The sequence below is a fragment of the Flavobacterium mesophilum genome, from assembly GCF_039581405.1.
In the GTDB taxonomy this organism is placed as follows: Bacteria; Bacteroidota; Bacteroidia; order Flavobacteriales; family Flavobacteriaceae; genus Flavobacterium.
In genome coordinates, this window is sequence record NZ_JBCPXZ010000003.1 from 800,989 (window position 1) to 816,044 (window position 15,056).

General features: G+C 33.6%; 15 protein-coding genes. 11 read left to right on the forward strand and 4 right to left on the reverse strand.

Annotated features, from left to right (window positions below; genetic code table 11):
• The first annotated feature begins 9 nt into the window (after positions 1-9).
• From AAYQ19_RS12345 to AAYQ19_RS12395, 11 genes are all read left to right on the forward strand, one after another.
• On the forward strand, positions 10-984 hold the full coding sequence (locus tag AAYQ19_RS12345) for a PorP/SprF family type IX secretion system membrane protein (RefSeq protein WP_343536620.1): 975 nt from the start codon (positions 10-12) through the stop codon (positions 982-984).
• 464 nt (positions 985-1,448) lie between these two features.
• Positions 1,449-2,234: a sensor histidine kinase gene (locus AAYQ19_RS12350; RefSeq protein WP_343536622.1), complete on the forward strand. Its 786-nt coding sequence runs from the start codon at positions 1,449-1,451 to the stop codon at positions 2,232-2,234.
• The gene (locus AAYQ19_RS12355; RefSeq protein ID WP_343536624.1) at positions 2,231-2,920 is read left to right on the forward strand and encodes a LytR/AlgR family response regulator transcription factor; all 690 of its coding nucleotides are present in this window, start codon (positions 2,231-2,233) and stop codon (positions 2,918-2,920) included. The genes AAYQ19_RS12350 and AAYQ19_RS12355 overlap by 4 nt, the downstream gene beginning before the upstream one ends.
• Before the next feature lie 294 nt (positions 2,921-3,214).
• Positions 3,215-3,958 (forward strand): dioxygenase family protein, encoded by a 744-nt coding sequence (locus AAYQ19_RS12360; RefSeq protein ID WP_343536626.1) that lies wholly within the window; start codon positions 3,215-3,217, stop codon positions 3,956-3,958.
• A 20-nt stretch (positions 3,959-3,978) separates the two neighbouring features.
• Entirely contained in the window at positions 3,979-4,677 is a 699-nt protein-coding gene (locus AAYQ19_RS12365; RefSeq protein ID WP_343536628.1) for a pirin family protein, read from the forward strand.
• Positions 4,678-4,683: 6 nt separating this feature from the next.
• Entirely contained in the window at positions 4,684-5,187 is a 504-nt protein-coding gene (locus AAYQ19_RS12370; RefSeq protein WP_343536629.1) for a hypothetical protein, read from the forward strand.
• Positions 5,188-5,456: 269 nt separating this feature from the next.
• On the forward strand, positions 5,457-6,644 hold the full coding sequence (locus tag AAYQ19_RS12375) for a phosphoglycerate kinase (RefSeq protein WP_343536630.1): 1,188 nt from the start codon (positions 5,457-5,459) through the stop codon (positions 6,642-6,644).
• A 110-nt stretch (positions 6,645-6,754) separates the two neighbouring features.
• Entirely contained in the window at positions 6,755-8,581 is a 1,827-nt protein-coding gene (locus AAYQ19_RS12380) for a LysM peptidoglycan-binding domain-containing protein (protein ID WP_343536631.1), read from the forward strand.
• Positions 8,582-8,626: 45 nt separating this feature from the next.
• Positions 8,627-9,592, forward strand: coding sequence for a DUF4837 family protein (locus AAYQ19_RS12385; protein ID WP_343536632.1), 966 nt, complete (start codon positions 8,627-8,629; stop codon positions 9,590-9,592).
• Positions 9,593-9,828: 236 nt separating this feature from the next.
• Complete coding sequence (locus tag AAYQ19_RS12390; RefSeq protein WP_343536633.1) at positions 9,829-10,470, forward strand: DUF1579 domain-containing protein; 642 nt, start codon at positions 9,829-9,831, stop codon at positions 10,468-10,470.
• A gap of 197 nt (positions 10,471-10,667) precedes the next feature.
• Positions 10,668-11,114: a GNAT family N-acetyltransferase gene (locus AAYQ19_RS12395; protein WP_343536634.1), complete on the forward strand. Its 447-nt coding sequence runs from the start codon at positions 10,668-10,670 to the stop codon at positions 11,112-11,114.
• Between the two features lie 134 nt (positions 11,115-11,248).
• Here the strand turns inward: AAYQ19_RS12395 and AAYQ19_RS12400 are convergent, their stop codons facing one another.
• The 4 genes from AAYQ19_RS12400 to rnpA all read right to left on the reverse strand — a co-directional run bounded on the left by AAYQ19_RS12400 (position 11,249) and on the right by rnpA (position 14,997).
• Positions 11,249-12,052 carry an OmpA family protein gene (locus AAYQ19_RS12400; protein ID WP_343536635.1) on the reverse strand — a complete coding sequence of 268 codons (804 nt, stop codon included), beginning with the start codon at positions 12,050-12,052 and terminating at the stop codon, positions 11,249-11,251.
• 7 nt (positions 12,053-12,059) lie between these two features.
• Positions 12,060-13,697 carry a S41 family peptidase gene (locus AAYQ19_RS12405; protein WP_343536637.1) on the reverse strand — a complete coding sequence of 546 codons (1,638 nt, stop codon included), beginning with the start codon at positions 13,695-13,697 and terminating at the stop codon, positions 12,060-12,062.
• A 3-nt stretch (positions 13,698-13,700) separates the two neighbouring features.
• Complete coding sequence (locus AAYQ19_RS12410) at positions 13,701-14,522, reverse strand: DUF4349 domain-containing protein (RefSeq protein WP_343536638.1); 822 nt, start codon at positions 14,520-14,522, stop codon at positions 13,701-13,703.
• A 70-nt stretch (positions 14,523-14,592) separates the two neighbouring features.
• On the reverse strand, positions 14,593-14,997 hold the full coding sequence (gene rnpA, locus AAYQ19_RS12415) for a ribonuclease P protein component (protein ID WP_343536639.1): 405 nt from the start codon (positions 14,995-14,997) through the stop codon (positions 14,593-14,595).
• Positions 14,998-15,056 lie beyond the last annotated feature (59 nt).

Genomic DNA, 15,056 nt, shown 5'->3' on the forward strand with positions numbered 1-15,056 from the left:
ATTATTACAATGAAAAAGTTTATTTTATCCCTAGTACTCATGGCTGTAACAACAAGTTACAGCCAAGAGTTAAACCTACCAGTGTTTACGCAGTATTTAGCTGATAACCCGTTTGTACTTTCACCTGCTTATGCCGGTATTGGAGATAACCTTCGGATTAGAGCAAATGGTTTGACGCAATGGGTCGGAATTAAAGATGCGCCTGAAAACCAATCTTTATATGCCGATTTTAGAATTCTAGATCGTTCAGGGGTTGGAATTTCGCTTTATAATGATAAAAACGGATACACAAGACAAACAGGTGCCAAAGTTTCTTTTGCGCATCACTTGATTCTGGATTATTATGGTAAGCAGTATTTGTCTTTCGGTATTTCGTATAACTTCAACAGTTTCAGAATTGATATTGATGAATTTAATAATACGATTGAACATCCTATTCTTGATCCATCGGTAACAGATAATCGTTATACGGGAAACAACAACTTTGACATTAGTGCTTTATATCGTAATAAAAACTTCTATTTGAGTTTCAATGCGAATAACGTATTAAAGAAAAATGTAGATAAATACCGTGGTGTAGAGCCTAACTTGCTTTCAAACTATCAAGTTTACACAGGATATGTTTTTAACGACGGGGAAAATAGACGAATCGAATATGAACCATCTATCTTTTATCAATACTTTGCAAGTGATAAACGTTCTACAACCGATTTTAACTTCAAATACCGACGTTACAATCGTTATGAAGATTATTACTGGGTTGGAGTTTCATATCGTATGTTAAATGACCAATTCCCAAAACCGTTATCTGTTGGGCCAATGGCTGGTTTTATGAAATCTAGATTTTACTTTGGATATTCATACCAAGTGATGTTCAACGATCTTGGAAATTACAATACAGGTACTCACGTAGTAACTATAGGTTTTGATTTCTTGCAGGCTATCAGCAACTGTCCTTGTACGCAGAGTCCAGTTCACGATTAATAAGAACAAAACCATTTCTTAGGCCAAATAAGCCATTATTACAAAGCGAGTCGCAACATTATGTGTTTTTACCGCAATAATTTGAAATAAACTTACAATAACATTAAATTTGAATAGTATCAGTTTGCATCGTCAAAATGATAAATCAAATTTGATTTATGAAAGCAAAATTTTCACTTTACGCGAAACACATTGTTTTGTGCCTCGCTTTTTTATTTTTGCCGTATGCCTTCACATCGACAAATACTATTTTTTCGTTGCCGCATTTATACACAAACGCGCATGACCGCATTTACTTTTTCATCTATTTTACACTACTTTGTTTTTTCTATTTTAACTACTATTTCTTAATTCCGAGATTTTATTTTTCCGAAAAGAAGTTCATTTATTATTTGAGCATTTTTGGATTTCTCTTGTTTTTTCTTTGGATATCAACCACTTTAGACCATCCAGATCGTAATTTTTTGGATTTTAGAAGTCATGAACCGCATTTTGGCGATCGTCCATTTCATTTTCCTAAAGGTTTTCGTCCGGCCCCATCGATGGTTAAAGAAATGCCTTTTGATTTTGTGGGTGGCCCGCCAACACAGTACGGACATACAGCTTTAGTATATTTAATTGGAGTAGTATCAAGTCTGCTTTTTGCGATTAGTGGGAGATTGCAAAGTGTTGAGAAAGAAAAAGTGAAATCAGAATTGGCTTTCTTGAAAGCGCAAATCAATCCGCATTTTTTATTCAATACTTTGAACAGCATTTATGCTTTGGCTTTAAAAAAAGATGATAAAACACCCGATGCAGTTGTACAACTTTCAGAATTAATGCGTTATATTATGACCAATTCTAATGATGAAGTGATTGATTTGACTAAAGAAATCAATTATATCAACAATTTTATTTCTTTGCAAAAAACACGACTAGGAAATACCGTTTTAGTAGATTATAAAGTAACAGGAAGTACTTTCGGGAAACAAATTACGCCGCTTATTTTAATCTCTTTTATCGAAAATGCTTTCAAATATGGTGTAAATCCAGATCAAACTTCTGAAATTTGTATTCGTATTGATATTATTGAAGAACAGTTAACGTTATTTGTTTCTAATAAAAAGACCTTCTCTGTTCAATCTGAATCGGGAATTGGACTTCAGAATACAATTGAAAGATTAAAATTGGTTTATCCAAACAAGCATCAGCTCAAAATTGAAGATACTCCAGAAAAATACGTTGTAAATTTATCTATAAAAGTAGGATGATAAAAGCAATCGCATTAGATGATGAGCCATTGGCATTAGAAATTCTCCAGAGTTTATGTGACACGATTGATTACATAGAACTGGAAAAAGTCTTTACGAAATCTGATGAAGCGTTTAAATATCTTAAGAAATATCCGGTCGATTTATTGTTTTTGGATATCAATATGCCGTCAATTTCAGGATTGGATTTTTACAAAAAGCTTCCAAATAAGACCATGGTGATTTTTACAACCGCTTATTCTGAATTTGCTGTTGAAGGTTTTACTTTGAGTGCAACAGATTATCTTTTAAAACCCATTTCACTTTCTCGTTTTCAACAAGCTGCCGAAAAGGCTTTTTCGCAATGGAAACAGCAGAATCAAAACATTGAACAGCAATATCTTTTCATTCGCGCCGATTACAGTTTGATCAAAATTTTGTTTTCGGATATTTTGTATATCGAAGGTTTAGACGATTACGTAAAAATTCATATTCAAAATCAAAAAACGGTTGTTGCAAGAATGACTTTAAAAGCGATGCTTCAAAAACTGCCAGATACGGAGTTTGTTAGAGTTCATCGTTCCTTTATCATTCCGATTTCTAAAGTGGAGAAAATCAGAAATAAAATAATTACTATTGATACTGCTGAAATTCCGATTAGCGCTAGTTACGAAGAAGCTTTTTTTGAACTTTTGGACAAGAAATAATATTGACCACAAATACCACAGATTAAAGGGGTTTACAGAGATCAATCAAATTTGAGTTTTGCTTCAGAATAAAATAAATCTGTGCCAATCTGTTCGATCCGTATCATCTGTGTTCCATTTTCCACAATTCGTTTTAACCGACTTATTTTTACTACAAAAAACAAATTTTTCCTTGTTTACCTCATAAATTTTATCGTTTACCTCAAACTTTTTCCAACGCTTTAATTTCGAATAATTTTACTCGAAAATAACTGTTAATCATTCTATTGGTATAACATTTAAAAAATAAAAGCAATGAAAAGAAAAGAGTTTTTAAGAGGTTTGGGTTTAATGGGAATTTCATCTTTAGCGATTCCAATCATTAACTCTTGCAGTAAAGATGATGATTCTGGTTCTTCAACTGGTACTGATTCGTCTTCTGGTTCAGATTCATCTTCTGGCGATTGTTCTGTAACTCCATCTGAAACTGCAGGGCCGTTTCCAACTATTACGCCATCGTCTTTAGTGAAATCAAACATTACAATGGATCGTACGGGTGTTGCATTTACAATCAAAATCACGATTAAGAATACAAATGCAAGTTGCGCCGCTTTAAAAAACGCGATTGTAGATATTTGGCATTGTGACAAAGACGGATATTACTCTGAATATGGTGGAACTTCAATGCAGTCTGTGAATTATACGTCAGTTCATTTTTTAAGAGGAAGACAAACCACAGACGAAAATGGATTGGTCACATTTACGTCTATTTTTCCGGGTTGGTATTCGGGTAGAGCGACGCATATTCACGTGCATATTTACAATGCCAGCGGAACATCTTTATTGGTAACTCAAATTGCTTTTCCTGAAGGTTCAAACAGTGCGGTCGCACTAGTAAACGCATCATCGGCAAATGGCTATACAAAAGGATTGACGGGTTATACCTATAATGCCTCTGATAATGTGTTTTCTGATTCAACTGCAAAAGAAATGTCAACTATAACTGGAAGTGTAAGTGAGGGTTTTGTTTTAACACACACAATAAACGTTGCAGGATAGTTTTTTAAACGAATAAAAAAATGATAACGCAAATTCCAGCTCAAATTTATAAGTCAGACGCAAGAGGTGTTTTCAATTCTGCGAAGCACAATCGTTTTGCGACTTTTAATTTTGAACGTTACCAAGATTTATCCAGAAACGGATTTGGGTCTTTAAAAATCTTAAACGAGGTAATATTGGCTCCACAACAGCAAATTACAAGAGGTATAAGTTCAAATACGAATCTAATCATTTTGCCACTATTTGGCGGAATTGAATATAAGGATTCTATTGGTAATGAGGAGTTTTTGCGCGTCGATCAAATACGTGTTATTGCAGCTGATGACGATTTAGAAGTTGAAATCTTTAATCCATATAAAGAAGAAAATGTGAGCTATCTTGAAATTGATTTTCAGATGGGAAGACAGTATTTCAAAAATTATTTTCAGCAATATAAATTTGATTTCAATGCACATAATAAACTGAATAATTTATTCGAAATTGAAAGGGCCATTGGTTTCATCGGGATTTATGATGGAAGAAAAGAAGGTTTTTATACTTTGAAAAATGCCGACAATGGTGTTTTTGTATTTGTGATTCATGGTGCTTTTGAAGTCGAAAATCGACTTTTAGAAGCTAAAGACGGATTAGGGATAAAAAAAACTTCAACCATCGAATGGGAAGCTTTGTCTGAAAATGCCGTTTTGTTGGTAATAGAAGTTCCACTAAATCAGAAATAGTAAAAGATGCAAATCAAGAAAATAAAATTGGCATATCGCATCGTTATTGATAATTCTTCTTCTTTTTTGTGGGACAAATATGTTTTTGAAGACACTTTCAAAGAATATCAAATGCAGAGTCAACAATTCAATTTAGAAACAAATCCGAAAAATAAGTTCCGAGAATTATTGGCAGAAAATCCAAAAGCAGAGAAACTGCATTTTTTAATCGGAATTGCAGCAAGCGGTTATGTGGACCAACTGAAAGGGAAGTTTCACCGCGTAACCGATGTTTTAGGCAATAATTATTTTCCTTTTATTAATTATCAGCTTGATATTATAAATACAGATCGTACCGATTTATCAAAACATAAAATCGGAATTACGTTTTATTCGCCTTTGTTGTCGTATTTCGGAATTGTGGAGGGAAATTATCTTATATCGTTGGATAGCGATGATGTCAATGAATATGAAACCATTATGTTTCCAGTTCAAAAGAATTTATCGATTTGTTATATTAAAAATAATTAGTAAGCTTTAGTTTCAAAAAAACAGAAATTATTCGTTTCATTTTTTGCCTTTTCTGTCGGTCTGCAAGACAGGAAAGGTTTTTTTATGTTTAAGAAGATGTGAAATTTGTACTTAAAATTGTGTTTAATATTTAATAAACCAATTTATTTGTGAAATTATAACGTTTTCGTTCTTTTAATTATTGATTTTTTGGTTTATCCGAATTTATTAGTACTGTAAAAGTCCTATATTTGTTGTTCTTTCGAAAAAAAACCTAAAAAATAATAAAAATGAAAACTTTAAACGATTTCGATTTTAAAAATAAAAAAGCCATTATCCGTGTTGATTTTAATGTCCCTTTAGATGAAAATTTCAATGTAACTGATGCAACACGTATCGAAGCGGCTAAACCTACAATTGATGCTATTTTAGCACAAGGTGGAAGTGTGATTTTAATGTCGCACTTAGGAAGACCAAAAGGTGCTGAAGAAAAATACTCATTAAAACATATTTTAAAAACGGCTTCTGAAATTTTAGGAGTTCAAGTAAAATTTGCTGAAAACTGCGTTGGAGAAGTAGCTCAAAATGCAGCTGCAGCTTTAAAACCGGGAGAAGTTTTATTGTTAGAAAATTTACGTTTTCATGCTGAGGAAGAAGCTGGAGATGTAGCTTTTGCTAAAGAATTGGCTTCACTTGGAGACATTTATGTTAATGACGCTTTTGGAACGGCTCACAGAGCACACGCTTCGACTACAATCATTGCTCAGTTTTTCCCAAATGACAAATGTTTCGGAACATTATTGGCAAAAGAAATTGACAGTTTAAACAAAGTATTGAAAAACAGTGAAAAACCTGTTACTGCTGTTCTTGGAGGTTCTAAAGTATCTTCAAAAATTACAGTTATCGAAAATATCTTAGACAAAGTTGATCACATGATTATTGGTGGTGGTATGACTTTTACTTTCATCAAAGCGCAAGGCGGAAAAATTGGTGAGTCTATCTGTGAGGATGATAAACTACAATTGGCTTTAGATATTTTAAAAGCAGCTAAAGAAAAAGGTGTTCAAGTTCACATTCCAGTTGATGTTGTTGCGGCTGATGATTTCTCAAATACTGCAAACACTCAAGTTGTTGACGTAACTGCGATTCCTGATGGATGGCAAGGTCTTGACGCTGGTCCAAAATCTTTAGAGAACTTCAAAAAAGTAATTTTAGATTCTAAAACAATTTTATGGAATGGTCCATTGGGAGTTTTTGAAATGGAAACTTTCTCAAAAGGAACTATTGCTTTAGGTGATTTTATTGCTGAGTCAACTAAAAATGGTGCATTTTCATTAGTTGGAGGTGGAGATTCAGTTGCTGCTGTAAAACAATTTGGTCTTGAAGACAAAATGAGCTACGTTTCAACTGGAGGAGGAGCTATGCTAGAGATGCTTGAGGGTAAAGTTTTACCTGGAATTGCTGCAATTTTAGACTAAAATATCACAATTAACATTTTTTTACGTATTTTTAAACACTAAACTTTTTAGTTTTGCAAAAATACATGTCTTATAAATATTTGATTTATAAGATTTTAAAAAAATGTTATATGATTGTAAGGAAAATATCAATAGTAGCGACAGCTCTCTTTTCAATGACGATGTTTGCACAGCAAAGCGCATCATCAGAAGTTGAAATCAAGCCTGAAGTAAAGTTATCATACTTAGATTCGGTTAAAAGTACATTCAAGCAAAATGATATGGCTGCAAAAGCAGACAGTCTTTGGATGAAAGAATTAACAAGTCTTGATATTTATGATGATTTGACAAAAGATATTCAAACTATTAATTCAGATGTTACTGTTGATGAAGAGTTGCCTACAGATTTGCTGAAACAGCGATTGCAGGCAATGAATGAAAAGTCGCCGTTTCATATCGAATACAATCAAGGTTTAGAAAACATAATAAAGTCATTTCTCAAGAATCGTAAAAAATCGTTTTCTCGATTAATGGCTTTATCTGAATATTACTTCCCAATTTTCGAGGAATCATTTGCAAAAAATAATGTTCCTTTAGAAATCAAATATTTAGCCGTTGTAGAATCTGCTTTAAATCCTAAAGCAGTTTCTAAAATGGGCGCTACAGGACTTTGGCAGTTTATGTACGGTACTGGAAAACAGTACGCTTTAAAAATCGATTCTTATATTGATGAGCGCAGCGACCCAATGAAAGCTACTGCTGCAGCAAGCGATTATATGACCAAAATGTATGAAGTTTTTGGCGATTGGGAACTTGTTTTGGCATCTTATAATTCTGGTCCTGGAAATGTTACTAAAGCAATTCGCCGTTCAGGAGGTAAAACAAAATACTGGGACATTCGCAGTTATCTTCCAAAAGAAACTCAAGGATATGTTCCTGCTTTCTTAGCGACAATGTATCTTTTTGAATATCATAAAGAACACGGAATCAATCCAGAAAGAGCTGTTGTCAAAAACTTTGAAACAGATACTCTGAATATTAAAAAAGAAATGACATTCAAACAAATCGCCGATTTGCTTGATATGCCACAATCACAAATTCAGCTTTTAAATCCTTCTTATAAATTAAATGTTGTGCCTTACTACCAAGGTGAAGAGCATTGCCTGCGTTTGCCAAAAGATAAAATTGCCACTTTTGTTTCAAACGAAAAACAAATTTATGCCTATGTTGATCATATGGCAACAATTCGAACATTACCAACAAAATTAGCTGTAAAAGTTGCGCCTAAAGTGAGATTGCAACCAGAGAAAATCAATTCGAATTTCCAAATGTATGAAGTTCAAAAGGGTGATAATCTTGGTGCAATTGCTGAGAAATACGATGTAAACATCACGGATTTAAAGAAGTGGAATAACTTAAAATCAAATAATGTTGCATTAGGAAGAACATTAAAAATCAAGTCTGATGTTGATCCGTCTAAAATTTCTAAAGATCCAAAAGCAATTCCTGCTGTAGAGAAAAAATCAGAAGAAGCAATTGCCTCAGCTGATGATAAAGAGAAAACTGCACTTCCTCAAGAGTATGTTGTTGTGGCTGGAGATAATTTAGGGAACGTTGCAAAAAAATTCGGTATGACTATTGCGGAGTTAAAAGAACTTAATGGTCTTACTTCAAATAATATTGGTATAGGAAAAACTTTAGTGATTTCTAAAGAAGTTCCAGTAATTGAAGAAACAGCTAACGTAAATACAGCAATCGCTTCGAATGCATCAGTTGATTCATTCAAAAAAAGCGCTGTATCTAAAAAAGTTAGCGAAGATTATTACGTGAAAAAAGGAGATTCTCTTTATAGCATTTCTAAAAAATATCCTGGAGTTACGATTTCAGATATTAAAAAATGGAATGGTATTAAAGATGGAGATATTAAACCCGGAATGAAACTCAAAATAAACGGATAATAAAAAAATCATCTAAATTTGGGTTTTATTTCATAAATTAAAAAAATGAATAAAACCCTTTTTTTATTTCTAATTGTTCCGTTTTTAGTGGTTTCATGCCTAAAAACAGACAAACAGACTCAGCCTGTTTCAGGTAAAGCCAACACGATTTCTGTTATCATCGACGATCAGTTGTGGTATGGAGAAGTTGGTGATACCATCAGAAATAAATTTGCTTCGCCAGTTTGGGGATTAACTCAAGAAGAACCCCTTTTTACGATTAATCAATACCCAGCTCGTTTGCTTGAAGGCTTCGTTACAGACAGCAGAAGCATTATTGTAGTAAAAAAAGCGGCAACGGACAAGTTTGAAATTATCCGCAGCAAAAAACTTCCTCACAATACTTTTCGGATTTACGGAAAATCCGTTGATGATATCATTTGTAGTATCGAGCTCAATTCGCCTCAAATGATCAAAATTATTCATGAAGCAGAAATTCAAAAGATTCAAGAGGATAATAGCAAATCATTAATGAATCAGGCTGTTATCAAAAACAAATTCCACGCAACGCTCGAAATTCCTGTTGGATATGAATATATGCTTCATAAAAAGAATTTTATTTGGCTGAAAAAGAACATTATCAGTGGCAATACAAGTTTGCTTATATATCAGATTCCGCTTCATTCCTTTAAGAAATCAAACGTTGTGGCTGATATCATAAAAATGAGAGATTCTGTTGGCGAATATATTAAAGGCAGAGAACCTAAAACCCGAATGATTACGGGAGAAGCCTATGCACCATATTTTACGGCAATGCAATTAGATGGCAAAAAAGCGTATGAAACAAAAGGAACTTGGGAAATGCGAAATGATTTTATGGCTGGACCTTTTATTAATTACGCCATTCTCGACGAAAAGTATCAGCGAATTTTAGTAATTGAAGGTTTTTGCTATTCTCCTTCCAATCAAGAGCGCGATTTAATGTTGGATCTTGAAGCGATTATTAAATCTGTCAAGATTGATAAGAAATAATTTTTGTTTCATTTAAAGGAACATAATTTTAACCACAAAGCACACAAAGATTTACGCAAGAGTTCGCAAAGTTTATACCGATATAACTTTGTGAACTTTGCGTTTTATGTACACTCTAAATTAAAAGTCTTTGCGCCCTTTGCGGTTAAATCGCTCTAACAAACTTCAAGCCTGAAACATAATCATAAAAACATTTTTCTTAAATTTGTTTGTAACAAACATAAAAACAAATACTTATGAAAAATGCAACCACAATTTTAGCACTATTAGTATTGTGTTTTATTTCTTGTAAAAAGGAAGTGAAAACCGAAACCGAAACAACAAAAGTCCCAGATACTGTAAAGACTGAAGAGCCAATCGCAGAAGCTCCAGTTGATTCTGCCACACAAATGAAAGCCTGGCAAGCTTATGCAACTCCCGGAGAAGAACATAAAAGACTTGCTGATGAAGTGGGAACATGGACCTGTGACATGACTTTTTGGTATGAACCAAACGGAAAGCCAGAGAAAGCAACTTCTACAGCAATTGTAAAAATGGTTCTTGGAGGCCGTTATCAAGAAACAGATTATAAAGGAACAATTATGGGAGCGCCTTTTGAAGGAAAAGGAACGGTATCCTATAATAACGCTAGTAAAGAATACACCAATACTTTTATTGATAACATGGGAACCGGAATGATGGTTTCGATGGGAACTTATGATGAAGGTTCGAAAAGTATGAATATGAAAGGCGAAGTGGTAAATCCGGTAACAGGCAAAAAGGCACCTTATCGTGAAGTGTATACAATTGTTGATGCTACCACTCGGAAAATGGAAATGTACGATACAAAAAATGGTTCTGAGTATAAAAGCATGGAAATTATCATGAAGAAAAAGTGATTTTTTTTAAGGTTCAAAGATATAGAGAGACAAAGTGACAAAGGTTTTATTCGTTTTGTCATCTTGAATAGAGAGATTTCAAAAAAGCCCGATTACAAGATGTAATCGGGTTTTTTATTCGCGAACGTATTTTTTTAGCCAAAAAATAAAAAGTTAACTTTGCGTCTTTGTGCCTTTATGGCGAAACCCAAGTAGAAATGGAATTAAAATGGAAAATAAAGCCTTTTGAGGCATTAACGGTTAACGAGCTGTATGATTTGCTTAAATTAAGAAGTGAGATCTTTGTAGTGGAGCAAAACTGCGTTTATTTGGATCTTGACGGAAAAGATAAGAAAGCCTTGCACTTAATGGGTGAATTTGAAGGCAAAATTGTAGCCTATACACGTTTGTTTGATGCCGGAATCAGTTTTGATAATGCTTCGATCGGGAGAGTTGTTGTCGATGCAAATTATCGTGATCGAAAATGGGGTCATGATTTAATGCGTGAATCGATAGCTGCAATAAAAGCAAATTTTGGAAAAGATGAAATTACAATTGGAGCACAATTATACTTAAAGAAATTCTACGAAAGTCATGGTTTTGTTCAAACCAGTGAAATGTATCTTGAAGATGATATTGAACATATCGAAATGATTCGCAGTTAAATTTTTCTCTAAGGCAACTTTGTTGCAATAGTTTTTTTGTTTATAATTTTAAAAGTAGCTTAAATACAAATTAATAGTAGTTTTATTTAGAGCTTTACTTTAGTACGGATTATAGCTTATTGTAGAAAGAGAATCTAAATTTTAGTAATCAAAAATTCAACCCTGCGGTCGTATTTATCTCCTTTTCCTAAAGGATATTTATTGCCACAACCTTGATAAGTCATTCTGTTTTTAGAAACTTTTTTGGAGCTTAGATAATTGAAAACTGTTTTGGCGCGGTTCCAAGAAAGTCTTCTTTCATTGGTGGCTTTGTCAATTCCGTCGCTGTATATTTCGGGAGTACAGCAAACATGGCCTCTTATTTCAAATTGGATGTTTCTTTGTTTTTGAAGTTTTTCGGCGATTTTGTCGAGTTCTTTTTGAGAAGATGAGGTTAATTTTGAACTTCCAATATCAAATAAAATGCTTTCTAAAAATATTTTGTCGCCTACTTTTAGGTTGTCTTTGAAAGAAGTATAAACTCCTTTTCCAAAACTATTCCGTTTTACCACGATTAAATCAACCCGCCGATTCCGCGAACGAGTTTCGTGCAGGTTCTCGACTGTGTCAGGCCGGAGAATAATTCGGCCTTTGCCTTCTAAAATAACAATTTTGCTCTGATTGAATCCGGCAGATGTCAAGAGATTCTGAATCGTATTGGCACGATTGCTGGATAATCTATAATTGTATTCGTCGTTACCGCGATCATCGCAGTATCCGTAGATTTGTATTGATTCGATTTTAGCCGTATCAATACTTCTAATGAAATTGGTCACAACTTCGGTTTGTAGAGGAGTTAGATCATATTTGTCAAACTCAAAATAAATGGTTTCGATAGGTTTTTGCTGTGCCGATAAATTGTAAATAATAAACAGAAATAGGGCTAAACAAAGTTTCATTTCATTTTTACATTTTTAAAATCGTTTTGTACTCAGTTTGATTATTTAAAACGCTCACCGCTTTTTTAATTTCTGAATTGTTCTTTAAATAAAATTGATATAAACCTTCTTGATATTGGTATCTTTTGATTAGTTCTTCTTGAATCAAACCTCTGATTTCTTTTTGATTTTTGTCAAGTAGAGTGCTTTCGCTTTTTTCTAAAGCGGCTAATAACTGCTGATATTCTGGCGCAATTGTTTCCTCTATTTTTTCATTTTTGGCTGCAGCCAAAGTGTTTTTCAGCGCAACTTCAGTTTCAGTATCAAAGCTGATTTTGTTGGTTTTCAAATATTGTTTGAATGAGGCGTAATCAGCGTCTGTCAAAACAGGGATTTTATCTCCAAGGCTTGGATTTTTGTAGTAATATGTTGTCGCATAATCAAAAATACCGTCATTCTTTAGCAAAGCAGTTGTAATTGGGCTCATTTTGGTTTCATCCAATTCAATGTCTGGCAAAACACCGCCGCCATCATAAACGGTTCTTCCTTTTCGAGTTTTAAAAGCATTGTAGTTTTTAGCATCTGTTTTTTGAGCAACACCGTTTTTGTCTTTGTGCGCATAATCAAGCGCTTGAATACAACGTCCAGATGGTGTGTAATAGCGCGAAATGGTAACTTTTAACTGTGTTCCGTAGGTCAAATCAACTGAGCGTTGCACTAAACCTTTTCCAAAACTTCTGCTTCCTAGAATTACCGCACGATCAAGATCTTGCAAAGCACCAGAAACAATTTCAGATGCAGAGGCACTTCGTCCATTTACCAATATGGCAAGCGGAATTTCAGTATCAACTGGTTCTTTTGTTGTTTTGTAGGTGTTATTGTGTTTTTCGATTCTCGATTTTGTTGTTACAATCACTTCATTTTTAGGGACAAACAAATTACAGATGTCAATGGCTTCATTTAAAAGCCCACCTGGATTTCCTCTTAAATCCAATACGATTTGAGTTGCTCCGTCTGCTTTTAATTTTTCTAAAGCATCTTTAACTTCAGCTGCAGCTTTTCTGCTAAAGTGCGAAAGAACAATGTATCCGGTCTTGTCATCAATTTTTCCGTAAAACGGAACCGATTTGATGTCCACTTCGTCCAAAACTAATTCTGTAGTATTAGTTTTTCCTTGTCGAATATACTTGATCTGAATTTTGGTGTTTTTTGTTCCCTTCATTAATTGCGAAGCGTCATCTTTATAATCGGCAATCAAAACATCGCCAATCTGAATGATTTCGTCACCCGCTTTAAGTCCGGCTTTATCTGCTGGATAACCTTTGTATGGTTCACGAACAATCAAGCGATCTTTTTTTCTGGCAATCAGAGCGCCAATTCCCGTGTATTCACCCGTATTGTTGATTTTAAAATTGACAACATCCTGCTCGTTGAAGTAAACCGTGTAAGGATCCAAACTTCCAAGCATGCTTTTAATGGCTTTGTCCATCAAATCACCAGGATTGGTTTCGTCTACGTAATTGGTATTAACGGCTTTGAATAATGTCGTGAAGATTTCGATTTGTTTGGCAATTTCAAAAAAGTCTTCTTTGAAACTGGCACCAACAAACAATAATCCAGACGCAACGGCCGGTATGATAAATTTCTTTTTGAAATATGGATACATGATTTATTCTTTTTTTCTTCTTTTTAATCTTTTTCTAATAAAATAGGCAAATACGCAAAATAGTATTATAAATGGCCAAACACTGATAATTGAAATTAAAAAATCTGAGAGGCTAAAAAATCCTGATTTGATAGCGTTCCAGATTTTGGAACCATAAGATATTTTAATGCCTTCTTTTTCAGCTACTGTTTTGTAAAATTCAATAGTAACGGTACTTTCAGAAACGCGACTTTCTAAATATTTTAGTTGGCCTTCTTTGGCTTCGATTTCTTCTCGAATCGCTGAAATCTGTTTTTCAATTTCTAATATCTCACTTACTTTAGTGGCTTTCTGTAAAATTTGAAGATATCGTTCTTCGAGTTTTTTCTTTGTGTTTAATCTTGAAGTTAAATCAATAAACTCTTCTGTAACATCTTCAGCAGAAATATTTTTGACTTCAAAATAAGAAACGCCTTTAGATATTTCACTTATAAAACGATCAAAATTTTGACTTGGTACTTTTATGGTAAGGTTTCTAAAAACGGTTGAATAATCTTTTCCTTCAGAATCGTTAATGATTCTTGCTTTAGAAACAGTTGTTGCTTTTTGAATTTGATCGTACGTATTTTCTAAATTATCTGTTTCAAATCTTAAAGTTGCTTCTTTAATGATTTTTTGTTCGATTTTAGGTTCAGCCGAATCTAGATTTTTGTCGTAAGAACCATCCTTTGCTTTTGGAGGTAATTTTGCCGTTGCGACAGACATTACAAGATCTTCTGATTCGTATGATTTATTGCATCCGGAAAAGATCAAAACAAAAGCAAACAAAAAGAAAATATTTCGCATAAAATTTCAATTTAGAGCTAAAACTACGATTTTTTTGTCTAAGTTGATTAATAATCTTACGTTTTGAAATCTAAGATTCTATTTTGCTTTCAGAATCAGGAGTTTTGTTGATTTGCTGTACAAATTTCTCAAAAAGCTGAACGGTTTTAGTATTGATTTCTTGGTACGATAATTTGTCTTTTGTCTGATAAAAAAACATGATAGAGTAAGGCTCATTCAAGTTTTCTAAAAGCAAATGTTTGTTCAGTCGATACGTTTCTCTCAAGACTCTTTTGAAATAATTTCTGTCAACGGCTTTTTTGAAGTATTTTTTAGAAACCGAAACGCCAAGTTTGATTTTTTCTTCTGAATTTTCTTCCGCTTGACAGTAAACCAAACGAAGCGGATATTTTGACACCGATTTTCCTTCAGAAAACAGTAATCCAATCGTCGTTTTGCTTTTTAAGCGTTCATTTTTAGGGTAAGTAAAGCTCATTTAGTTCAGAAAAAATTTGCAAATTTTACGGCAAAGGTACAATTAAACGAGAAAAACAG